Genomic DNA, 21,206 nt, shown 5'->3' on the forward strand with positions numbered 1-21,206 from the left:
CCCTCCCAGTGTCCTCCCGATGAGTTTCGGGCGGGGCACGGGTCTCCACTCACGGGCGTCGATGCGACGCTGCCCGCATACGAGACCGAGACCGCTCGGAGGACGTCATGACGACCACCCCGCTCCCCGGCCGTCCGCCCATCGTGGATCTGGACGCCTGGCGCACCGCCCGGGACGAGCTGCTGGTCCGCGAGAAGGCGCACACCCACGAGGGGGATGCCATCGCGGCGGCCCGGCGCCGGCTGCCGATGGTGGAGTTCGACGGGAAGACGGAGGTGGTCGGGGCCGACGGGCCCGTGCCGTTCCTGGACCTCTTCCAGGGGCGGGACGAACTCGTCGTGTACCAGCACATGTGGTACGACGGCGCCCCGCCCCAGGGGCAGTGCGAAGGCTGCACCACCACCGCCTGGCACCTGAAGGACGCCGTGTACCTCAACGCCCGCGGTGTCTCCTTCGCCTTCCTGACCACGGGCCCGTGGGAGGAGGTGGCCGCCTTCGTCGAGTTCATGGGCTACACCCAGCCCTGGTACTCGGTGCGGGACACGCCCCCGCCGGTCGGCGGCGAGATGGGCTACCTCTCCTCCTTCCTCCGCGACGGCGACCGCACCTTCCTCACCTACTCCACGACGGGCCGCGGCACCGAGCGGGCCAACAGCGCCCTGGGCCTGCTCGACATGACGCCCTACGGCCGCGGCGAGGCATGGGAGGACAAGCCGGAGGGCTGGCCCGAGGGCGACGTCCCGTGCTGGTTCTGGCGCTCGGACGCGGACGGGAACGCCACCTGGGGCCCGACCAGCCGCCCCGCACCGCAGTGGACCCGCCCCGGCGCGACCCCCGTGGAGACCCTCGGCAGGAAGGGCGGCTGGCACTGACCGTGGCCTGTGATCACAGGGTTCCCGCCAGGTGCTTCGCCGCTATGTAGCCGAACGTCATCGCCGGGCCGATGGTCGAGCCCGCGCCCGCGTAGCTGTGGCCCATGACCGCCGCGCTGGCGTTGCCCGCCGCGTACAGGCCCGGGATCGGGGTGCCGTCGGGGCGCAGGACCCGGGCCTGGGGGTCGGTGCGCAGGCCGCCCTTGGTCCCCAGGTCGCCCGGGACGATCCGGAAGGCGTGGTACGGCGGGAGCCAGAGCGGGGCCAGGCAGGAGTTCGGGAGGATCGCCGGGTCCGTGTAGTAGTGGTCATAGGCGCTGTCGCCGCGGTGGTGGTCCGTGTCCTTTCCTTGCAGGGCCTGGGAGTTGAAGCGGTCCACCGTCGCGCGGAGGGCGGCCGGTGCCACGCCGATCGAGCGCGCCAGGGCGTCCCAGGTCCACGCCTTGTGGGCCGCGCCCGAGCTGTACCAGGAGTCCGGGAAGGGCAGCGTCGGGGCCACGTCCCGGAAGAGGTAGCGGTTGCGGTAGTTCTGGTCCACGATCAGCCAGGCCGGGATCGCGGGGTTCGTCGGGTTCTGGTCGTACATGGTGTGGACGACATCGCTGTACGGCGCCGCCTCGTTCACGAACCGCGCGCCCGCCGCGTTGACCAACAGTCCGCCGGGCAGGGTGCGTTCGGCGAGACAGAAGTACGGTTGGCCCGGGAGCGGTATCGCCGGGCCCCACCAGGCGTCGTCCATCAACTCCAGGGCTCCGCCCGCCTGTTCACCTGCCCGGATCCCGTCGCCGGTGTTCTCCTTCGCGCCGACGGTCCAGTCCGTGCCGATGGGCTGACGCTGGTACTGGGCACGCATCGCCGCGTTGTGCTCGAAGCCGCCGGAGCCGATGATCACGCCCTTGCGGGCGCGGACCAGGGCCGGGTCGGAGCCGGCGCGGGTGACGACGGCGCCGGTGACGACGCCGTTCTCGATGTGGAGGTCGGTCAGAGGGGTGTTGAGCCACACCGGGACGCCGGCCGACGCCAGCCCCGCCCGCAGCCCCGCCGCCAGGGACTGGCCCATGGTCAACGGCTTCTGCCCCAGCGCCGCCGCCTTCGTGCCCCGGGCGAGACAAGTGGCGGCCACGGCGGCGCCCTTGACGTTCACGGCCGCCAGCGCCAGCCACTTGTAGTCGGCGCTGAAGACCACCATCCCGGCGGGGACGGGCATGTACGGCGGGTTCAGGCGGGCCAGTTCGGCGCCGAGGATGTTGCCGTCGAGCTGGTCGGGTTCGACGGACCGGCCGCCCGGGAGACCCCCCGGCAGCTCGGGGTAGTAGTCGCTGTAGCCCTCCATCCAGCGGAAGCGGAGGGGGCTGTGGGCCATGACGTACGACAGCATGGCGGGGCCGTGCGCGAGGAAGGCGGACTGGCGGGCCGCGGAGACATCGGGGCCGACCACCGCGGCGAGGTAGGCGGCGGCCTTGGCCGGGGTGTCCGGTACGCCCGCCGCGATGAGCACGGAGTTGTTGGGGATCCAGATCCCGGCGCCGGAACGGGCGGCCGAGCCGCCGAAGGTCGGCGCCTTTTCGAGGACCACGCAGGTCAGGCCCTGGCGAGCGGCCGTGAGTGCGGCCGTCATCCCGGCCGCACCGGCGCCGACGACCACGACGTCGTACGTGCCGAGGAGGGGTAAGTCGGCGGCGGAGGCGTGCTGTTGGCTCAGTGCGAGGGCCGCTGTCGTGGCGGCGGCGGTGGTGAGGACCCGTCTGCGGGTGGGCGCGTCGTTCGTCGTCATGGCATGGCGCTCCTGCGTCCCGAAACTTGAATTCCTGACGATGTGTCAGAAGTGGGAATGTCGCGCGACGCTCTTGTGAAGTCAAGCGAGATCTCGGCCCACACCGTCTTTCCCACGTCCCGCTCCGCGACGCCCCACGTCCGCGCCAGCAGCGTCACGAGGATCAGACCTCGGCCTCCTTCGCCCTCCGCGTCCGTCACGTACCGCAGTTTTCGGTCTCCTCGCGCATCGCTCACCTCGATACGCAGCGTGTCCTCCGGGAGCAGGAGCAGCCGCAGCTCGAAGGCGCGGCCGGGGACGCGGCCGTGGATGACGGCGTTGGCCGCCAGTTCCGCGACCAGGTGTCGCGCCGTCTCGCTGACCTCGCTGTCCGGGGGATACCCCCAGACCGCGAGCTGCTGGACGGCCAGGTGCCGGGCCAGGCGGGCGCCATGTGGGGTGGCACTGATGCGCTGGGCCAGTTCAGCTGTGGGGGTGGTGATTTCGGCGTTCACGTCACCGAGAGTGGCGGGTTCTCTCTACCCTGACCAGGAGTAACCGGACGACTCTGGGTATCTGTACGACCACGTTGAGTCCGGCGTCTGGCATGTCGGACGGAGGGGTGCGGAAGTGAGCGACCAGGACGGCACGACGGGTCTCTTCATCGCCATCGGCAAGCAAGTGAAGCTCCTGCGCGAGCGGAAAGGGCTGACGCAGAAGGAGTTCGGGGTGAAGGCGGGGTACAGCCCCGACGCGATCTCGGCGATGGAACGAGGCGTACGAAGCCCACAGCCCGAAATGCTGGAGAAGGCCGAGGAGTTCCTGGACGCCGGGGGGCTGTTCAGGGAGGTCATCCCTGAGGTCAGGGAGGCGATCGCGACGGGGCGGACGCGGCATCCGGAGTGGTACCGGGACTACGCAGGGATGGAGGCGAAGGCAGTTGAGCTGCACTTCTATGCCAGCCACGCGATGCAAGGGCTCCTCCAGACCGAGGATCACGCCCGGACCGTGTTCGCGAAACGGCGGCCGCTTCTCGACGAGGAGATGATCGAGAAGCGGGTCACGGACCGACTCTCCCGGCAGCAGATCTTCGAGCGTGTACCGGCCCCGATTGTCAGCTACGTCCTCGAAGAAGTGATCCTGGACCGGCCGACCGGCGGACGGCGCATCCACGCGGATCAGCTTCGGCGCCTGCTGCACGTCGGACAGATGAGGAACGTCGAGATTCAGGTGATGCCGACCGCCCAAGAGGAACACCCCAACATGGACGGCGCGTTCAACCTGGTGACACCCAAGGGGTACGGGCAGGTGGCCTACACGGAGATTCAGGGGTATCCCCACCTGATCACCGATCCGGAAGAGGTCCGGAAGATCGCAGACCGCTATGGGATCATGCGAGCCATGGCACTGCGCCCCGCAGAGTCCCGGAAGTTGATCGAGAAAAAGCTGGAGGAGCTATGAGCAACGAGCGTCTCACCTGGTTCAAGTCCAGCTACAGCGGCGGCGAGGGCGGTGACTGTGTGGAGGTAGCCATAGCCCCCTCCACCATCCACCTCCGTGACTCCAAGAACCCCACGGGCCCTCAGCTCACCCTCGCCCCCGCCACCTGGTCCGCCTTCCTCGCCTCGGGCTACTGCGGGAACGCCGCCACGATGCCCAGCTCCTGAGCGCCGGTCGCCGTAATCCCCGTACCGGTGCCCGGCAACAGCACGCTCGGGCTGTAGTAGTCGGCTGACACCAGGACGTCCTTGTCGCCGTCCCGGTCGATGTCGCGGATGCGGACCATCTGGCCGAAGTTCTCCCACTGGCGCGGGTCCCCGGGGACGCCTGCCGTGGTGCGGGAGAACCACTGGGAGTTCGCGCCGGTGAGGCCGGACGATCCGCCGCGCAGGACGTGGAGGCCGCCCGCGTCGTCCAGTGCGCTGACCGTCTCGTAGGGGACGCCGACCGCCAGGTCGGGATAGCCGTCACCGTTGGTGTCACCGGCGGAGAGAGCGGTACCGAAGTACTCCCTCGGCGACGCGGCCGTGGCCACGCCCGAAGTGGACTGCGAGATGCGGTACTTCGTGCCGGGGCCCGTGCTGCCGCCGCGCCAGACGACGACCGAACCGGCCTTGCCGTTGTACATGCGGTCCCCGACCGCGAGGTCGCCGTAGCCGTCCTTGTTGAAGTCGGCGACGACGCCGGTCGGGGCGTAGTCCGGCGAAGAGCTGTTGTAGACGGTGATCTTGCCGGGCTGGATCGTGGAGCCACCGCGGATGAACCAGGCGTCCTGGGTCTGCTTGCCGTCGTGAACGCCCTGGCCCAGGAGGAACAGGTCCGTCGCGCCGTCCTTGGTGACCTTGCCCGCGACCAGGCCGGCCGGTTCGAGCAGCTGGTTCGGGACGTGCTTGGTGACCGTGCCCGTCGTACCGGACTTGGAGAAGCCGCCGCGGTAGACGCGTACCGCCTCGATGCCGTCGGCGACCGCGAGGTCGGTCTTGCCGTCGCCGTTGAAGTCACCGGCCTCGATCTGCTTGCCGAAGCCGCGGTGGGAACTCGCGGTGATCTTCAGCCGGATGGCGCCCGTGCCGGTGAGGCCGGACGACGACCCCCACAGGATGGTCACCGCGCCGGAGCTGACCTTGCCGTCCACCTTCTCGGTGAAGTCGGCCACGGCGAGGTCGGCGTAGCCGTCGCGGTTGAAGTCGGCGGGTGCGAGGTCCTCACCGAACGCGTCGCCGTAGCCGTCGGAGTCACCGGCCGCGCCGGGGACGCCCGACGTGGACTGGCTGAAGGTCTTCGTGGTGGTGCCGGGCCCCTTGGCGGTGCCGTACGTGACGACGAACTCGCCGCCGCCGATGGAGGTCGCGGCGAAGTCGCGGTAGCCGTCGCCGTTGAAGTCGTCGGCGTACTTCGCCGGGGCGGTTACCGCGTTCGCGGTGCTCACCGACAGGGTGAGCAGTCCGCCGGTGAGGGAGGCGGCCGTCGCCGTGGCGAGCGCCAGGCGGACGGTGCTGCGCGTGAACATGGGTCTCCTGCGGTGATCAAGATTTGGCGAGGAGGAGACTCACGGCCGCTGTTGATGGTTGTACAGCTCCTCGATCTCGAACGCGAAGTCCTTCATGACCGCCGCCCGGCGCAGCTTCATGGAGGGGGTCAGATGCCCGGCCATCTCGGTGAAGTCGGTCGGGAGGATCGCGAAGCGGCGGATGGACTCGGGACGCGAGACCAGCTTGTTGGCCTCGTCCAGCGCGCGCTGGATGATGGCCCGCAACTCCTCGTCGTTGACCAGGAGTTCGGCCGGGACGGGGTGGCGGCCGTTCATGCGGCGCCAGTGGGTGATGCCGTCCATGTCGAGGGTGATGAGGGCGGTGACGTAGGGGCGGCGGTCGCCGAGGACCATGGCCTGGGAGATCAAGGGGTGGGAGCGGAGCCAGTTCTCCAGCGGGGCCGGGGCCACGCTCTTGCCGCCCGCCGTGATGAGCAGCTCCTTCTTGCGGCCGGTGATGGTCAGATAGCCCTCGTCGTCCAGTTCGCCGATGTCGCCGGTGGCGAGCCAGCCGTCGACGGCCGCCGGGACGACGCCCCCGGCCGCCGGGTCCCAGTAGCCGCGCAGCACCTGCTCGCCGGAGATCAGGATCTCGCCGTCCGCCGCGATCCTGACCCGGGTGCCGGGAAGCGGCCAACCCACCGTGCCCAGACGGGGTTTGAGGGGCGGGGTGACGGTGGCGGCGGCCGTCGTCTCGGTCAGGCCGTAACCCTCGTAGATCTCGATGCCCGCGCCGGCGTAGAACGCGGCGAGCCGTCGGCCGAGCGGTGAGCCGCCGCAGATGGCGTGCCGGACCCTGCCGCCCATGGCGTTGCGGATGCGGCGGTAGACGAGCGGGTCGTAGAAGGCGCGGGCCATGGCCAGGGCGCGGCCGGGTCCTGATCCGGTGCCGTGCTGCTTGGCCTCCATGGCCTCGCCGTAGCGTCCGGCGACGGCGGCGGCGCGGTCGAACATGGTGAGCCGGCCGCCCTCCTCGGCCTTGGCGCGGGCGGCGTTGTAGACCTTCTCCAGCATGTAGGGGATGGCGAGCAGGCAAGTCGGACGGAAGGCGGCGAGGTCGGCCATCAGGTCCTCGGCCTGGAGGCTGGGCGCATGCCCGAGCCGCACCCTCGCCCGGACGCAGGCCACCGCCACCATCCGCCCGAAGACGTGCGACATCGGCAGGAAGAGGAGGACCGAGACCTCCTCGTTCGACCTCGACTTGAAGACGGGGTAGAGGAGTTCGATGGCGTTGTCGACCTCGGCGAAGAAGTTGCCGTGGGAGAGCGCGCAGCCCTTGGGGCGGCCGGTGGTGCCGGAGGTGTAGATCAGCGTGGCCAGGGTGGTCGGGCCGAGCATGCCCCGGCGGACGTCGACCTCCTGGTCGGGTATCGCCGCCCCGGCCTCCGCGAGCCGCTCCACATGCCCCTTCTCCATCACCCACAGGTGCTTGAGGTCGGGGATGCGCTCCAACTCGGGGCCGAGGGCGGCGGCCTGCCCGACGGTCTCGGTGACCAGGGCGACCGCGCCGGAGTCCTGAAGGATCCAACGGGTCTGGAAGAGCGAGGAGGTCGGATAGACCGGGACGGTCACCAGACCCGCGGCCCAGGCGGCGAAGTCGAGCAGCGTCCACTCGTACGTCGTCCGCGCCATGACCGCGATCCGGTCGCCCGGCGCCAGTCCCTCGGCGATCAGTCCCTTGGCCACGGCGAGCACCTGCTCGGCGAAGCGCGTCGCCGTCACGTCAGTCCAGCCGCCGTCCTCGGTCTTACGGCTGAGCAGCACCTTGTCCGGCACCGCGAGGGCGTTCTCGAAGGGCAGCTCGGCCAGCGAGCCGTGCGAGACGGGCGGGGCGAAGGGCGGTACGTAGGCCTCCCGGACGACTCCGTCGAGGCGCCGGGTCTCCGGCTCCACGAGGGTGGGGGCGGGAGCGTCGTCGAAGGCTGCGGACGCGGCGAAGGACGGCAGTGGCGTGGACACGGGGCGGCTCCTGGCACGGCAATCTCGGACGGCTCCCCATGTACGGAAAGGGGTTACCGCCGGTTAGGAAGGGGATCGTACGGGGCTGACGTGTGGAGGCTGTGCGGTTTCGGGGAGGGCCGGGGGGTGGGGCTGTGCAACCTCGGGGGTTACGTGAGGGTCACTCAGGTTCGCGCAGCACACATTGCGTTACCTACGGTAACCTTACTCCGAAGTAAGCAACTGGAGGAGTAGGGAGACGCCCCCATGACGGTCCTGACCTTCAAACGACCCCGCCCCGACGCGGACTTCCCCCGTACCCCGCTGGTCCTCCCCCACCTCCGGATCGACCCGGCCCGCCTCGCCGCGTACGAGAGGGTGTGCGGATTCCCGACCGGCGAGGACGCGCTGCCACTCACCTACCCGCACGTCCTGGGCTTCCCACTCGCCCTGCGCCTGATGAGCAGGCGGGCCTTTCCGCTCCCGCTGCTGGGCCTGGTCCACACGTCGATCGAGATCACGGGGCACAAGCCGCTGACTTCGACCGCCGACGCATACGAACTCTCCGTGCGCGTCGACGGGTTGGCGGCGCACCGGCGGGGGACGGAGGCGGGGGTGGTGACGGAACTCAGGGCCGGTGGGGAGGTCGTATGGGAGTCGCGCAGTACTTATCTCGCGCGGCATCGGACGGACGCGCAGGCCGAACCGAGGGCTTCGGCGCCCCTTCCACCCCTGCCCGTCGTCGCCGAGTGGCGGCTCGGCGGGGATGTGGGGCGGCGGTACGCGGTCGTCTCCGGTGACCGCAACCCCATCCACCTCCACCCGCTCACCGCCCGGCCGTTCGGCTTCCGGCGCGCCATCGCCCACGGCATGTGGACGGCGGCGCGGTGCGTGGCGGCGTACGGGGTGCCTGCGACGGCGCGGGTCACGGCGGAGTTCCGGGCGCCGGTACTGCTGCCGGGGACGGTGAGCTACGGCTCGGAGCCGGGGCGGTTCGAGCTGCGTGGGGAGGACGGGCGCATGCACCTCACCGGGACGGTCAGCTGACCGGCGGTATCCAGGGGTCGCTGTTCATCAGGTTGCCCAGGCCCGCCCAGGCGAAGTTCATCAGGGTCGCGGCGGCCTGGCGGGCGGTGACGTCCGGGGTGGCGTTGGCCCAGTCGGCGAGGGACTCGGCGGCGCCTACCAGGGCCTCGGCGAGGCCGGCGATCTCGTGCTCGGGGAAGTCGGGGTCGCGGTGGGCGGCGCGGGCGGCGGCGAGGATCAGCTGGGTGACGAACGCGACGATCTCCTCGCGCATGGCGGTCACCTCGGCGGCGAACGCGTCGCCGTGGGTGCGGGCCTGGAGGTGCAGTACGGCCCAGCCGTCCGGGTGTTGCGCGGTGTGCGTGAAGAACGCCCGCAGACCGTCCCAGAGTTGGCGGTCGGCGGGCGTGTCCGGCTGTACCCCGGAGCGCACGGCGGCGGTGAGCGCGTGGGCCTCGCGGCGGATGCAGGCGGTGAAGAGGTCTTCCTTGGAGTTCAGGTACAGATAGACCAACGGCTTGGAGACGCCGGCGAGTTCGGCGATCTCGTCCATCGAGGCGGCCATGTACCCACGCCGCCCGAAGGTCCGCACCGCGGCGTCCAGCATCTGCTGCTCACGGACGGCGCGCGGCATCCGTTTGGTCTTGACTGCACCCATGGGGGCAAGACTAGGACGTCTGCCCCTGCGCCCGGGTGGCGTCGTCGGCCACGTCCTCCTGGGTGCGGTTCGCCTCCAGGTTGGCCTTGACCCGGTCTACGCGCTCGACGATCTGGACGGAGGCGCGGTCGCGTTCCTTGCGCAGGACGACGAAGCTGATCGGGGCGGAGATCAGCAGGGCGAGCAGGATGACCCACATGCCGTTGGAGTCGCCGAGACCGCGCGGCATGACACCGGAGTAGACGAGGCCCCAGACGACCACGAGGCAGCCCGCGAAGATCCCGAGGCGCATCAGCGTGTAGCGGAGCATCTCAATCCAGTCTTCCGATTCCAAAAGGGGCAGCATCCAGTGAAGCATGCCCACGGCACGATCTTGGGGGCGGGGCTCAGTCGAGCGGCAGCAGCATGATCACGTCGTCGCGGAGGTCGTCCGGGGCGACGCGGATGGCGTCCGGGATGCGGCCGACCTCCTTGTAGCCGCAGGAGCCGTAGAAACGCTCCAGGCCCTGGCCGCCGCGGCAGGTGAGCCGTATCGCGCCTATGCCGTCGAAGGTGCGGGCCGCCTGGGCGGCGGCGTCGAGGAGGTCGCGGCCGTATCCCTTGCCCTGGTGGCTGGGGTGCACCATCACCGTGTACAGCCAGACCCAGTGCTTCATGAGCCGGTGCGTGTTGAAGGTGAGGAACGCGGTGGCGGCGACGTGGCCGTCGGTGTCGTGGCCTACGAGGAGCCTGGTCCTGCCCTCGGCCATCGCGACGAGGTGTTTCACCAGCTCGGGGCGTATCGCGTCCCGCGACACCGGCGGCACGAAACCTACCGAGCCGCCGGCGTTGGACACGTCCGCCCACAGGTCGAGGACACCGTCACGGAGGGCGGGGTCCACGGCGGGGTCGAGAGTGAAGGTAAGGGCCATTAGTGCATCGTAGCCATTACGACAGTCACAGCCGCATCGGCTGGGGGGACTCCCTGCGCGCCGGGTCCGCGCCCTCGTACTCCCTGATGATCTCGTACCGCGTGTTCCGTTCCACCGGGCGGAAGCCCGCGTCGCGGATCCGGTCCAGTAGGTCCTCGCGGGTGAGTTTGTTCGGGGTGCCGTAGTTGTCGGCGTCGTGGGTGATCTTGTATTCCACCACCGAGCCGTCCATGTCGTCTGCGCCGTGCTGGAGGGCCAGTTGGGCGGTCTGGACGCCGTGCATGACCCAGAAGACCTTCACGTGCGGGACGTTGTCGAACAACAACCTCGACACCGCGAACGTCTTCAACGCCTCCGCGCCCGTCGCCATCTGCGTGCGCGCCTGGAGGCGGTTGCGGACCTTGCCGTCCTTCATGTCGACGAAGTCGTGCTGGTAGCGCAGGGGGATGAAGACCTGGAAGCCGTTCGTCTCGTCCTGGAGTTCGCGCAGGCGCAGGACGTGGTCGACCCGGTGCTTCGGCTCCTCGATGTGGCCGTACAGCATCGTGCTCGGCGTCTTGAGGCCCTTCTCGTGCGCCAGGCGATGGATGCGGGACCAGTCCTCCCAGTGCGTGCGGTGGTCCACGATGTGCCGGCGGACCTCCCAGTCGAAGATCTCCGCGCCACCGCCGGTCAGGGATTCCAGGCCCGCGTCGATCAACTCGTCCAGGATCTCCGACGCCGACAGACCGGAGATCGTCTCGAAGTGGTGGATCTCCGTCGCCGTGAACGCCTTCAGGGAGACGTTCGGCAGCGCCGCCTTCAGCTCCCGCAGCGACCGCGGGTAGTAGCGCCACGGCAGGTTCGGGTGCAGGCCGTTGACGATGTGGAGTTCCGTGAGGTTCTCCGACTCCATCGACTTGGCGAGCTTCACCGCCTCCTCGATCCGCATCGTGTACGCGTCCTTCTCCCCCGGCTTGCGCTGGAAGGAGCAGTACGCGCAGGACGCCGTACAGACGTTGGTCATGTTGAGGTGGCGGTTGACGTTGAAGTGGACGACGTCGCCGTTCTTGCGCGTGCGCACCTCGTGCGCGAGGCCGCCGAGCCACGCCAGGTCGTCCGACTCGTACAGCGCGATGCCGTCCTCGCGGGTCAGCCGTTCACCAGCCCTGACCTTCTCCTCCAGCTCGCGCTTGAGCCCGACGTCCATGCCCACACCTTTCGTCACGACCACGACCACCCCACCGTACGGCTAGACCTCTTCGGGCAGTTCCCCGACCCGGTTCTCCCACTTCGTGGAGAGCACGATCGTCGTACGGGTCCGGGAGACGCCCTTCGTGCCGCTCAGCCGGCGGATGATCCGCTCCAGGCCGTCCACGTCGTTCGCCCGCACCTTGAGCATGTAGGAGTCGTCACCGGCGATGAACCAGCAGTCCTCGATCTCGCTGAGGTCCTTCATCCGGGCCGCGACGTCCTCGTGGTCGGCGGCGTCGGAGAGCGAGATGCCGATCAGGGCGGTGACGCCGAGGCCGAGGGAGGCCGCGTCGACGGTGGCGCGGTAGCCGGTGATGACACCGGCCGCCTCCAGCCGGTTGATGCGGTCGGTGACACTGGGTCCCGACAGGCCGACGAGGCGCCCAAGCTCCGCGTAGGAGGCCCGGCCGTTCTCCCTCAGGGCCTGGATGAGCTGCCTGTCCACCGCGTCCATGCGATTCGAAGCCTTCCGCTGAAAATTCTCGAAGTGATACTTGCTCAACCGATGTTCGTACGGGTTCCGCCGCCGAGGTCGCCCTTCCAGCGGCGGTAGAGCCGGTGCTCGACGCCCGCCGCGTCCAGTACGCGTCCGGCGACGAAGTCCACCAGGTCCTGGATGTGGGTGGCGCCCGCGTAGAAGGCGGGCGAGGCGGGTACGACGGTCGCGCCCGCGTCGTCGAGGGTGACGAGATGCCGCAGCGTCTGGCCGTTCAAGGGGGTCTCCCGTACGGCGACGACCAGCTTCCGTCCCTCTTTCAGTGTCACGCTCGCGGCCCGCTGGAGCAGGTCCTTGGAGAGCCCGAGGGCGACCCCGGCGACGGCGGCGGTGGAGGCGGGCACGATCAGCATGCCCTTCGTCCGGTACGAGCCGGACGACGGCCCGGCCGCGAGATCCCCGGCGTTCCAGTGCCGTACCCCCGCGATGTCCGTGTCGAAGGTGCCCGGCTTTCCGTCCGCGCCGCGGGACAGCCATTCCCGCAGGTCGGCCTCCCAGTGCGCGTCCCGGAAGGAGATCCCGGTCTCGTCGAGCAGCGTGAGCCGAGAGGCCCGGCTGACCACGAGATCGACGCTCTCCCCGGCATCCAGCAGCGCCCGCAGCACGGCGGCCGCATACGGCGTACCGGAAGCTCCGGACACCCCCACGATCCAAGGCACGCGCTGCGTTTCTCCTGCGTTCACATCTTGAGCGTACCGGGGTGGTGAACCGTCAGACGGTCAGGCCCCGTACCAGCAGGTCCAGCAGCGCGCACACGAACAGGGCGATGCCGATGAAGCCGTTGACGCTGAAGAACGCCCTGTTCAGGCGGGAGAGGTCATGGGGGCGGACGATGTTGTGCTCGTAGACGAAGGCCCCGGCGACGATCATCAGGCCGATCCAGAGGAAGGCGCCGGCCTCGGTGGCCACCGCGTACCAGATGAAGAGGGTCATCGTGACGACGTGGCAGGCCCGCGCCGCCCAGATCGACGCCGGGATGCCGAAGCGGGCCGGGACCGACAGCACACCGACCTCGCGGTCCGTCTCCACGTCCTGGCAGGCGTAGATCAGGTCGAAGCCGCCGATCCAGATGCCGACCGCCAGGCCCAGGATGACCGCCTCCCAGGACCACTCGCCGGTGATCGCCAGCCAGCCGCCGATCGGGCCGATGGCCTGGGCCAGACCCAGGATGGCCTGCGGGAAGTTCGTGAACCGCTTGCCGTAGGGGTAGACCACCATCGGGACCACGGCCACCGGCGCGAGGGCCAGGCAGAGCGGGTTCAGCAGCGCCGCCGAGCCCAGGAAGATCACGACCGCGATCAGGGCACCGGTCCAGGCGTGCTTCACCGACATCGCGCCGGTCACCAGCTCGCGGTGAGCCGTCCGGGGGTTCCGGGCGTCGATCTCGCGGTCGATGATCCGGTTGACCGCCATCGCGAAGGTGCGCAGGCCCACCATGCAGATCGTCACCAGCAGCAGCCGGCCCCAGTGGATGTTCCTGTCCAGCTGGAACATCGCCGTGAGCGCGGCGATGTAGGCGAAGGGCAGCGCGAAGATCGAGTGCTCGATCATCACCAGGCGCAGGAATGCCTTCGTGCGTCCCGGTTGCGGGAGCGCTGCTGACGCGCTGCTCACAGGCCGTACTCCTTCCAGCGGCGGTCGACCTTCGCCGCCGTCTCCGGGTCCGACTCCACCATGTCCGGCCAGCCGCCGTCGCGGGTGTAGCCCTCCTCGGGCCACTTCTTCGTCGCGTCGATGCCCGCCTTGCCGCCCCAGAACTGCTGGTAGGAGGCGTGGTCGAGGTGGTCGACGGGGCCTTCGACGACCGACAGGTCACGGGCGTAGTCCGTGTTGCCCAACGCCCGCCAGGCGACCTCGTGCAGATCGTGGACGTCGCAGTCGGAGTCGACGACCACGATCAGTTTGGTCAGGGACATCATGTGTGCCCCCCAGATCGCGTGCATCACCTTCTGCGCGTGCTTCGGGTACTTCTTGTCGATCGACACGATCGCGCAGTTGTGGAAGCCGCCCGCCTCGGGGAGGTGGTAGTCCACGATGTCCGGGACGATGATCTTCAGGAGGGGGAGGAAGAAACGCTCCGTGGCGCGGCCCAGCGGGCCGTCCTCCGTGGGGGGCCTGCCCACCACGATCGACTGGAGCAGCGGGCGCTTGCGCATCGTCACGCAGTCGATGGTCAGCGCGGGGAACGGCTCCTGCGGGGTGTAGAAGCCGGTGTGGTCGCCGAAGGGGCCCTCCGGCAGCATCTTCCCCGGCTCCAGCCAGCCCTCGATCACCACCTCCGCCTGCGCCGGGACCTGGAGCGGGACCGTCTTGCAGTCGACCATCTCGATCCGCTTGCCCGCGAGGAACCCGGCGAAGAGGTACTCGTCGATGTCACCGGGGAGCGGGGCGGTGGAGGCGTAGGAGACGGCGGGCGGGCAGCCGAAGGCGATGGCGACCGGAAGCCGCTCGCCCCTGCGCGCCGCGACCTGGTAGTGGTTGCGGCTGTCCTTGTGGATCTGCCAGTGCATGCCGATGGTGCGCCTGTCGTGGCGCTGGAGCCGGTACAGGCCGAGGTTGCGGACGCCGGACTCCGGGTCCTTGGTGTGGGTCAGCCCCAGGTTGAAGAAGGAGCCGCCGTCCTTGGGCCAGGTGAACAGGGCCGGGAGCTGCTCCAGGTCGACGTCGTCGCCGTGCAGCACCACCTCCTGCACCGGCGCGTCCTTGACCTTCTTCGGCGGTACGTGGGTCATCGCGCCGAGCTTGCCGAAGGCCTCCCGGACCCCGACGAACCCGTGCGGCAGCTCGGGCTTGAGCAGCCCGCCGATCTTCTCGCTGATCTCGCCGTACGACTTCAGGCCGAGCGCCTTCAGGAGCCGTCGGTCGGTGCCGAAGACGTTCATCGCGAGGGGCATCGAGGAGCCCTTCACGTTCTCGAAGAGCAGTGCCGGGCCGCCCGCTTTCTGCACCCGGTCGACGATCTCCCCGACCTCCAGATACGGATCGACCTCCGCCTTGACGCGCTTGAGGTCGCCTTCGCGTTCCAGTGCCCTGAGCAGGGAACGAAGATCGTCGTAAGCCATGCGGTCAAGTATCCCCGAGCGGCTACCCTGACCCTGTACCTGGGGGCTGTGTACGCGGCCCCGACCACGATCCCGCTGGAGGGCCCCATGCTCCGGGTGCTGATGTTCCTCGTACCGCTGGCCCTCAGCATCTATGCCTTCATCGACTGCATCAGCACCAAGGACGAGGACATCCGGCACATGCCGAAGCCGCTGTGGGCGATCCTCGTGCTGCTGTTCCCGGTCGTCGGGTCGATCTCGTGGCTGATCGCGGGCAAGAAGCGGAGCCCGGCGGCGGAGGGCTGGTCCGGGGTGCGGAACAGCCGGGGCGGTCAGCGGTGGGTGGCGCCGGACGACAACCCCGAGTTCCTCAAGTCGCTGGACGACGAGGACAAGAACAACAAGCGGGACGAACCCTGACATGGAGCTGCGGCTGCTCGTCACCTTCGAGAAGGTCGCGACCGTTCTGAGCTTCACCAGGGCGGCGGCCGAGCTGGCGTACGCGCAGTCCAGTGTCACCAGTCAGATCCGGGCTCTTGAGTCCTCGCTCGGCACGGAGCTGTTCGACCGGCTCGGCGGGCACATCCGGCTGACGGAGGCGGGTGAGCGGCTGCTGCCGTACGCGCGGCAGCTCATCGAGCTGGCCGAGGAGGCGCGGGCGGCGGTGACGGGGGCGGAGGAGCCGACGGGTTCGCTGGTGGTCGGCACGATGGAGTCCCTGACGTCCTACCGACTGCCCCCACTGTTGGAGCTGTTCCACCACCGCTATCCGAAGGTGCGGCTCGCGCTGCGCACCACCATCGGCGACGAGACCCGGCAGGCGCTGCGGCAGGGGACGTACGATCTCGGCTTCCTGATGGAGGAGGAGACGGCGCATCCGGGCCTGGAGAGCGAGGTGCTGGCGGTGGAGCCGCTGGCGCTGGTGGCGGGACGGGAGATGGACGTCAGCTCCACGGCCGACCTCCTGCGGCACCCGCTGCTCGCCACCGAACCGGGTTGCGCGTACCGGGACTTGTTCGAGCGGGAGCTCAAGTCGGTGTCGTCGTCCGTGGAGTTCATGGAGTTCGGCACCATCGAGGCGACCAAGCGGGCGGCGGCGGCCGGTCTCGGGATCGCGTTGCTGCCCGAGGTGACGGTCGCCGCCGAACTCGCGGAGGGCTCGCTCGTACGGCTGGACTGGGAGCCGCCGTTCACGCTTCGGACGCAACTGGCGTGGCGGTCCGGGAAGCGGCTTCCGGCGCACGCTCGGCTGTTCGTGGAGCAGGCGCGGAAGCTGATCGCCGAGCAAGGGTGACCTTCAGGCTCGCCGTCACGATCAGCGGGACGCCGAGCGCCTGGACGAGGCCGATGTGGTGGCCGTACACCGCCCAGTCGACGACCATCGCGACCGCCGGGTAGACGAAGGCGAGCACGGCGATCTTCGCGGTGGGGAGCTGGGCGTACGCGGCGTACATCAGGACGTACATCAGCCCGGTGTGGATGACCCCGAGCCCCACCAGCCAGCCCCAGTCGGCGCCGGTGCCGCGCATCGCGCCGAAGTCGGCGAAGGGGAGCAGCAGGGGGATGCCGACGAGGACCTGGACGAGCGCGATGAGATGCGGACGGACGCCGGTGATGCGCTTGGTGACGACGGTGGACAGCCCGTAGAGAAGCGCGGCCAGGAGAGCCTGCCCGAGTCCGGTGAGATAGGCGCCCCCGCTGCCGAAGTCGCCGGGCGTGACCCCCGAGACGAGAACCAGCCCCGCGAAGGCGACCCCGATCCAGGCGGCCTTGGCGCCGGTGATCCGCTCGCGGAACAGGAGCGCGCCGAGGAGCACGACGTAGAACGGCTGGGTGTGGTAAACGACCGTCGCGACGGAGATGGACGTGTTCTCGTACGACTGGAAGAGCAGCACCCAGTTGAAGACGATGAACACCCCGCCCAGGACGGCGAGTCCGAGGGTGCGGGGAGTGAACCCGTGATCGCGGAGCCAGCCTCGGGCGAGGACGTACCCGCCCAGGGCGAGCGCACCGAACAGCACGCGGAAGAAGACGACGTTGAAGGGCGAGGCGCCCGACTCCACGACGAAGACGCCGAGGGTGCCGGAGAGCACCATCGCGATGGTCAGCTGGGCCGTGCCCGTGTTCTCGGATCTCATGCCCTGGACGCTACGAGCGGGCGTAGTCGCAGGTCCACGCGCTGCTGGGGCGTACTGCCGATGGCCCCATCGGCGCTGCCGATCAGTCCAGGTGGGCCTGTTCGACGTGGACGACCCTGATGTGCCGCTCGTCGCCGAAGGTGTCGTGCAGGACGGGCTCGGCGGTGTCGGGGTCGTCGACGCCGACGCTCACCCAGCCCCGTGCGTCCACGCCGACCTCACGGAGCTGGAAGGTGCCGTCCCAGCGGTTCATGTCCTCGCTGATCCGGCCGGCGAGGGCGTCGAGATCAGCGCGGCTCGTGTCGGTGTCGTGGATCCGTACGGTGACCCCCTTCTCGGCGGCGTCGCAGACCGCGTCGTCGAAGGAGGCGGAGGGGATGCGGTAGAGGTCGGCGGCGTTGTCGTCCTCGTCGACGGAGAGTCCGGTGAAGGAGTGGGCGAAACGGTTCTGGCCGAGCCGGTCGATGTCGTCGAGAAGGCGGTACAGGGGGGTGTCGTCGGGGTTGTCGACGGCGGTCGTGGCGGGCTTGGTGCCGACGCACTTGGACGTCTTCGGCTGGGCGGCCACGGTGCCGCGGCTGCCGTCGTCGTCGGCGTGCCCGGTCTCCAGTGCGTCGATCCACAGCCCGACGCCGGTGACGACACCCGCGGTGGCGACGGCCGCGGCGCCGATCCGGACGCGGTTCCTCTTCATGTCACTCCTGTTCCGGTGCCAGTCGGGGGAGCTTGTCGATCTCGGGCGGCAGCTCACCGCCCTCTCGGACGGCGACGAGGATGACGTCGTCGGGGGCGTCTCCTACGGCGATGGCGATGGCGGGGTCCAGGCCCTGGACGGCGTAGGCCGTGATCCGGTGGGCGGGCTCGCCGTCGTCGCCGTGACCCGGGGTGTCGTCGCACGGGGGCTGGGTGGCCGTGCCGAGCTTCTCGCCCAGGCGGTAGTCGATGTTGGCCACGTCCGAGTAGTGGCGGTTGTCGTAGTCGATGACGTAGGCGCAGGAGGCTGCCGCCTCCCCGGTGTCGTCGCTCGTCTCCGCGCATCCGACGGCGCCCAGCGCCAGTGCGGTGATTCCCGCCATCAGCAGTGCCAGTCTCATCGGTCCCCTTCCGCACGCTTCCCAGGACTCCGACGTGACGGGCACCGGATTCGTTCGGTCCTGGATCGGTCAGGTCAGGACGCGGGGATGATGTCGCCCTTCTCGTCGAGGGTGTGGGTGCGCCAGTACACGTCCCACTTGTCGTCGACGTGCTCCGGCACCTTGCCCTCCGGGTAGCGGACGTAGCCGTCCATGGGCTCCTCGTCGTCCGGCATGCACCCGGAGCCGGTGCTGTTCACCTGGAGGACGGGGTACTCACCGTCGCGACAGATGCTCTCCCGGAAGTCCAGGCCGGAGCATCCGGTGAGCACCGCGGCCGCCGCCGCGAGGACCAGGGCGGCTGCCAGGGTCCGGGACCTGCGGGGCTTGGGCACGATCGTCTCCTGTGGGGTGTGGTGGATCCGGCTCTGTCCACCTTCGCGGTACGCGGCCCGCCGGGCCTGAGCACGCGTACTCAGACCGGGTTGCGCCTTTCACGCGTTGCCCCGGTGTCGCCGGGCCAGCAGAGTGGGCGGTATGGATCAGGCACAGGCACGGAGCCGGCTCGCTGTCGCCGTCGCGGAGGCTCGGGCGGGACTTGGGGAAGGTGGCATTCCGATCGGGGCCGCGCTCTACGGGGCCGATGGGGTGCTGCTCGGGCGTGGGCACAATCGGCGGGTTCAGGACGGGGATCCGTCGATGCACGCGGAGACGGCCGCGTTCCGGGCGGCGGGGCGGCAGCGGTCGTATCGGGGTACGACGATGGTGACGACGCTGTCGCCCTGCTGGTACTGCTCCGGACTGGTCCGGCAGTTCGGGATCTCGCGGGTCGTCATCGGTGAGGCGGTGACCTTCAGCGGTGGGCATGAGTGGCTGGCGGAGCACGGCGTGGAGATCGTGCTGCTCGACGATCCTGAGTGCGTCGAGCTGATGCGTGACTTCATCAAGGACCAACCCGAGTTGTGGAACGAGGACATCGGTGAATGACTCCCGCATCCCTGTCATCGATCTGGCGCCCTGGGTCGACGGCGACCCCGACGTCCGCGCCGGCATCGCCCGTACCGTCGACGAGGCCCTCCAGACGGCCGGGTTCCTGCTCGTCACCGGGCATGGGGTCGAGGCGTCGCTGCGGGCTCGTGTCCGGGACGCCGCCCGGGACTTCTTCCGGCTGCCCGACGGCGTGAAGCAGACCTATGCCGCCAAGGTCGGCGGGCGGGGATGGCTCGGGCCCGGGGCCGAGGCCAACGGGTACTCGGAGGGGACCGAGACCCCGCCAGACCTCAAGGAGTCGCTGACCTTCGCCACGCACGAGCCCTTCGACGACCCGGTCGTCAACGCCGAGTGGTACGCGCCCAATGTCTGGCCCGCGGAAGTGCCCGAGCTGCGGACGCTGTGCGAGGAGTACCTAGCTCAAATGGCCTCCCTGGAGAAGGAGTTGCTCTCCCTCCTCGGCGACGCCCTCGGGCTCGAACCCGACTTCTTCTCCCGGCACATGGACCATCCGACGTACGGCTTCAACATCAACTGGTACCCGGGGACCGAGGTGATGGGCGAACCACAGCCTGGGCAGTTCCGGATCGGGCCGCACACCGACTTCGGGACGGTGACCATCCTGGACCGGCAGGCCGGAAAGGGCGGCCTTCAGGTGTACACGGACGAGGGGGGCTGGGAGGACGCGCCGTTCGATCCGGACGCCCTCACCATCAACATCGGTGATCTGCTGGCCCGTTGGACCGGTGACCGCTGGCGTTCGGGGCGGCATCGTGTCCTCCCGCCGCCTGCCGACGCGCCCACCGAGGAACTGATCTCCCTCGTCTACTTCGGCGAATGCACCCCGGGGACACGGGTGGAGTCCGTGCCCGCGCCGGTCGGGCGGGTGGCGTACGAGCCGGTCGACTCGCATGTGTATCTGCGGGCGAAGCTGGACTCGATCACCGTCGACTGACGGGCGGGGCTACTGCATCACCTGGAGGTGCGGGTGGTCGAAGGAGTCCGGGCAGACGTAGATCTGCATCGTGTACCCACGGCCGATGTTGACCATCGTCGGCTCGTGGGACTGCGGATACAGCGGGCGCTCGTCCTCCGGAGGCTCCTCCGCGGGACACCAACTCCCTGTGCCGCCGTCCCATTCGGAGCTGTCGACGGTCAGCAGGGGCCGCATGGTGGCGCCGCACTCCTCGCAGGTCATCGGCCAGGGGTCGCAGAAGCTCCAGTTGCCGTATCCGCCGACCTTCCAGCCGGGGGCTACGGCGAGGTCGTACTGGTAGTCGTACGCTCTGCCCTCCTCCCAGGCGTGGATGCGCTTGGCGAGGTCGTCGTCGAGTTCGTGCGGGGCCGGGTACTCGACCACCCCCGGCTCCGGGTGCAGGAGGCAGGGCTCGGGGAAGGATTCGCCCTCGCTCACCACCGGCGGCCACCGGGTCTCGCCGGGCGAGCGCACCTCCGCGGCGGTCCGCCAGCGCAGTTGGACACCTGGCATGCAGAACTCGCCGTGCTCGAAGGAGCACCACAGCACCTGGAGCAGGTCCGTGCCGTGCGGCCGGGGCAGGGACGGGACGTCGCGGGCGTAGAGCTGGAGGACGGGCAGGAGGGGGACCTCGCCGTCCAGGGGCTTGCGTACGCCGGTGTAGCCGAGGCCGTCGACGAAGGCGCGCTCCTCGGGCGTGAGGAAGTCCGTTCCGGGGGTGCGGGGGCGGGCCCAGCCCTCGGTCAGGATGCGGCGCTGCTTGCGCAGGTCCTCGGGGTCGTAACCGACCAGCCAGGGCCCCTTGTGCTCCGGGCAGGTGGGCCAGGGTTCGTCCGCCGGCCACAGCAGCGGCCCGCCGACCGAGCTGTCCGCCGCGGTGGGCGCACCGGGACGCGGATGCAGCCGCACCGTGGTGCGGGCGAGCGGCGCCAACTCCGGGAAGACGGCGGCCATGTCGACCGGACGGGGTGGTGTCGTACGGGTCATGCGGGGAGGTTAGCGGCCTCGATCCGGGCCACCGGTGACCCGGTCCCGACACATTCGAAACCCAACGGACACCATGCGATCTA

At 69.6% G+C, this 21,206-nt stretch carries 25 protein-coding genes; 8 read left to right on the forward strand and 17 right to left on the reverse strand.

Annotated features, from left to right (window positions below; genetic code table 11):
* Positions 1–107: 107 nt before the first annotated feature.
* Complete coding sequence (locus BN159_RS19025; protein ID WP_015658614.1) at positions 108–872, forward strand: DUF899 family protein; 765 nt, start codon at positions 108–110, stop codon at positions 870–872.
* Between the two features lie 13 nt (positions 873–885).
* Here BN159_RS19025 and kstD read toward each other — a convergent pair whose 3' ends face one another.
* Positions 886–2,646, reverse strand: a complete 1,761-nt coding sequence (gene kstD, locus BN159_RS19030) for a 3-oxosteroid 1-dehydrogenase (RefSeq protein WP_015658615.1) — start codon at positions 2,644–2,646, stop codon at positions 886–888.
* The gene (locus tag BN159_RS19035) at positions 2,643–3,140 is read right to left on the reverse strand and encodes an ATP-binding protein (protein WP_015658616.1); all 498 of its coding nucleotides are present in this window, start codon (positions 3,138–3,140) and stop codon (positions 2,643–2,645) included. Before BN159_RS19035 ends, kstD begins: the two co-directional genes overlap by 4 nt.
* A gap of 115 nt (positions 3,141–3,255) precedes the next feature.
* Here BN159_RS19035 and BN159_RS19040 point away from each other — a divergent pair, with 115 nt between their 5' ends.
* Both BN159_RS19040 and BN159_RS19045 read left to right on the forward strand, forming a co-directional pair.
* Positions 3,256–4,086, forward strand: a complete 831-nt coding sequence (locus tag BN159_RS19040; RefSeq protein ID WP_015658617.1) for a helix-turn-helix domain-containing protein — start codon at positions 3,256–3,258, stop codon at positions 4,084–4,086.
* Entirely contained in the window at positions 4,083–4,292 is a 210-nt protein-coding gene (locus BN159_RS19045; protein ID WP_015658618.1) for a DUF397 domain-containing protein, read from the forward strand. The genes BN159_RS19040 and BN159_RS19045 overlap by 4 nt, the downstream gene beginning before the upstream one ends.
* Here BN159_RS19045 and BN159_RS19050 read toward each other — a convergent pair.
* Both BN159_RS19050 and BN159_RS19055 read right to left on the reverse strand, forming a co-directional pair.
* Positions 4,256–5,635, reverse strand: coding sequence for an FG-GAP and VCBS repeat-containing protein (locus BN159_RS19050; RefSeq protein ID WP_015658619.1), 1,380 nt, complete (start codon positions 5,633–5,635; stop codon positions 4,256–4,258). The genes BN159_RS19045 and BN159_RS19050 overlap by 37 nt on opposite strands.
* A 39-nt stretch (positions 5,636–5,674) precedes the next feature.
* On the reverse strand, positions 5,675–7,615 hold the full coding sequence (locus BN159_RS19055; protein ID WP_015658620.1) for an AMP-dependent synthetase/ligase: 1,941 nt from the start codon (positions 7,613–7,615) through the stop codon (positions 5,675–5,677).
* 246 nt (positions 7,616–7,861) lie between these two features.
* Between BN159_RS19055 and BN159_RS19060 the strand changes: the two genes are divergently transcribed.
* Entirely contained in the window at positions 7,862–8,641 is a 780-nt protein-coding gene (locus BN159_RS19060) for a MaoC family dehydratase (protein WP_015658621.1), read from the forward strand.
* On the opposite strand, the gene BN159_RS19065 is transcribed toward BN159_RS19060, so the two are convergent.
* The 8 genes from BN159_RS19065 to BN159_RS19100 form a co-directional block, all read right to left on the reverse strand.
* On the reverse strand, positions 8,634–9,278 hold the full coding sequence (locus BN159_RS19065) for a TetR/AcrR family transcriptional regulator (RefSeq protein ID WP_015658622.1): 645 nt from the start codon (positions 9,276–9,278) through the stop codon (positions 8,634–8,636). The two genes, BN159_RS19060 and BN159_RS19065, sit on opposite strands and share 8 nt — an antisense overlap.
* A 10-nt stretch (positions 9,279–9,288) precedes the next feature.
* On the reverse strand, positions 9,289–9,588 hold the full coding sequence (locus BN159_RS19070; RefSeq protein WP_041819521.1) for a DUF4229 domain-containing protein: 300 nt from the start codon (positions 9,586–9,588) through the stop codon (positions 9,289–9,291).
* Between the two features lie 76 nt (positions 9,589–9,664).
* Positions 9,665–10,189 (reverse strand): GNAT family N-acetyltransferase, encoded by a 525-nt coding sequence (locus BN159_RS19075; RefSeq protein ID WP_015658624.1) that lies wholly within the window; start codon positions 10,187–10,189, stop codon positions 9,665–9,667.
* 25 nt (positions 10,190–10,214) lie between these two features.
* The gene (mqnE, locus tag BN159_RS19080; RefSeq protein WP_041821487.1) at positions 10,215–11,378 is read right to left on the reverse strand and encodes an aminofutalosine synthase MqnE; all 1,164 of its coding nucleotides are present in this window, start codon (positions 11,376–11,378) and stop codon (positions 10,215–10,217) included.
* A 42-nt stretch (positions 11,379–11,420) separates the two neighbouring features.
* On the reverse strand, positions 11,421–11,876 hold the full coding sequence (locus BN159_RS19085) for an Lrp/AsnC family transcriptional regulator (RefSeq protein ID WP_015658626.1): 456 nt from the start codon (positions 11,874–11,876) through the stop codon (positions 11,421–11,423).
* Between the two features lie 44 nt (positions 11,877–11,920).
* The gene (locus BN159_RS19090) at positions 11,921–12,577 is read right to left on the reverse strand and encodes a UbiX family flavin prenyltransferase (protein ID WP_015658627.1); all 657 of its coding nucleotides are present in this window, start codon (positions 12,575–12,577) and stop codon (positions 11,921–11,923) included.
* Between the two features lie 52 nt (positions 12,578–12,629).
* Positions 12,630–13,532, reverse strand: a complete 903-nt coding sequence (mqnP, locus tag BN159_RS19095; protein ID WP_015658628.1) for a menaquinone biosynthesis prenyltransferase MqnP — start codon at positions 13,530–13,532, stop codon at positions 12,630–12,632.
* Positions 13,529–14,980 carry a menaquinone biosynthesis decarboxylase gene (locus tag BN159_RS19100; protein WP_015658629.1) on the reverse strand — a complete coding sequence of 484 codons (1,452 nt, stop codon included), beginning with the start codon at positions 14,978–14,980 and terminating at the stop codon, positions 13,529–13,531. The genes mqnP and BN159_RS19100 overlap by 4 nt, the downstream gene beginning before the upstream one ends.
* A gap of 87 nt (positions 14,981–15,067) precedes the next feature.
* Here BN159_RS19100 and BN159_RS19105 point away from each other — a divergent pair, with 87 nt between their 5' ends.
* Together BN159_RS19105 and BN159_RS19110 are read left to right on the forward strand one after the other, a co-directional pair.
* The gene (locus BN159_RS19105) at positions 15,068–15,379 is read left to right on the forward strand and encodes a PLD nuclease N-terminal domain-containing protein (RefSeq protein ID WP_015658630.1); all 312 of its coding nucleotides are present in this window, start codon (positions 15,068–15,070) and stop codon (positions 15,377–15,379) included.
* A gap of 1 nt (position 15,380) precedes the next feature.
* Positions 15,381–16,253, forward strand: a complete 873-nt coding sequence (locus BN159_RS19110) for a LysR family transcriptional regulator (protein WP_015658631.1) — start codon at positions 15,381–15,383, stop codon at positions 16,251–16,253.
* Here BN159_RS19110 and BN159_RS19115 read toward each other — a convergent pair.
* From BN159_RS19115 to BN159_RS19130, 4 genes are all read right to left on the reverse strand, one after another.
* Positions 16,150–17,097: a DMT family transporter gene (locus tag BN159_RS19115; RefSeq protein WP_015658632.1), complete on the reverse strand. Its 948-nt coding sequence runs from the start codon at positions 17,095–17,097 to the stop codon at positions 16,150–16,152. The genes BN159_RS19110 and BN159_RS19115 overlap by 104 nt on opposite strands.
* Positions 17,098–17,179: 82 nt before the next feature.
* Positions 17,180–17,791 carry a hypothetical protein gene (locus tag BN159_RS19120; protein ID WP_015658633.1) on the reverse strand — a complete coding sequence of 204 codons (612 nt, stop codon included), beginning with the start codon at positions 17,789–17,791 and terminating at the stop codon, positions 17,180–17,182.
* Between the two features lies 1 nt (position 17,792).
* Positions 17,793–18,191, reverse strand: coding sequence for a DUF6281 family protein (locus tag BN159_RS19125; protein ID WP_015658634.1), 399 nt, complete (start codon positions 18,189–18,191; stop codon positions 17,793–17,795).
* 74 nt (positions 18,192–18,265) lie between these two features.
* The gene (locus tag BN159_RS19130) at positions 18,266–18,565 is read right to left on the reverse strand and encodes an SCO0607 family lipoprotein (RefSeq protein WP_015658635.1); all 300 of its coding nucleotides are present in this window, start codon (positions 18,563–18,565) and stop codon (positions 18,266–18,268) included.
* Between the two features lie 142 nt (positions 18,566–18,707).
* On the opposite strand from BN159_RS19130, the gene BN159_RS19135 reads away from it, so the two are divergent.
* Both BN159_RS19135 and BN159_RS19140 read left to right on the forward strand, forming a co-directional pair.
* Positions 18,708–19,157 (forward strand): nucleoside deaminase, encoded by a 450-nt coding sequence (locus BN159_RS19135; RefSeq protein ID WP_041819524.1) that lies wholly within the window; start codon positions 18,708–18,710, stop codon positions 19,155–19,157.
* Complete coding sequence (locus tag BN159_RS19140) at positions 19,150–20,115, forward strand: isopenicillin N synthase family dioxygenase (RefSeq protein ID WP_015658637.1); 966 nt, start codon at positions 19,150–19,152, stop codon at positions 20,113–20,115. Before BN159_RS19135 ends, BN159_RS19140 begins: the two co-directional genes overlap by 8 nt.
* 9 nt (positions 20,116–20,124) lie before the next feature.
* Here the strand turns inward: BN159_RS19140 and BN159_RS19145 are convergent, their stop codons facing one another.
* A complete protein-coding gene (locus tag BN159_RS19145) occupies positions 20,125–21,123 on the reverse strand; it encodes a hypothetical protein (protein WP_041819526.1) in 999 nt (332 codons plus the stop codon).
* Between the last annotated feature and the right edge of the window lie 83 nt (positions 21,124–21,206).

The organism is Streptomyces davaonensis JCM 4913 (genome assembly GCF_000349325.1).
In the GTDB taxonomy this organism is placed as follows: Bacteria; Actinomycetota; Actinomycetes; order Streptomycetales; family Streptomycetaceae; genus Streptomyces; species Streptomyces davaonensis.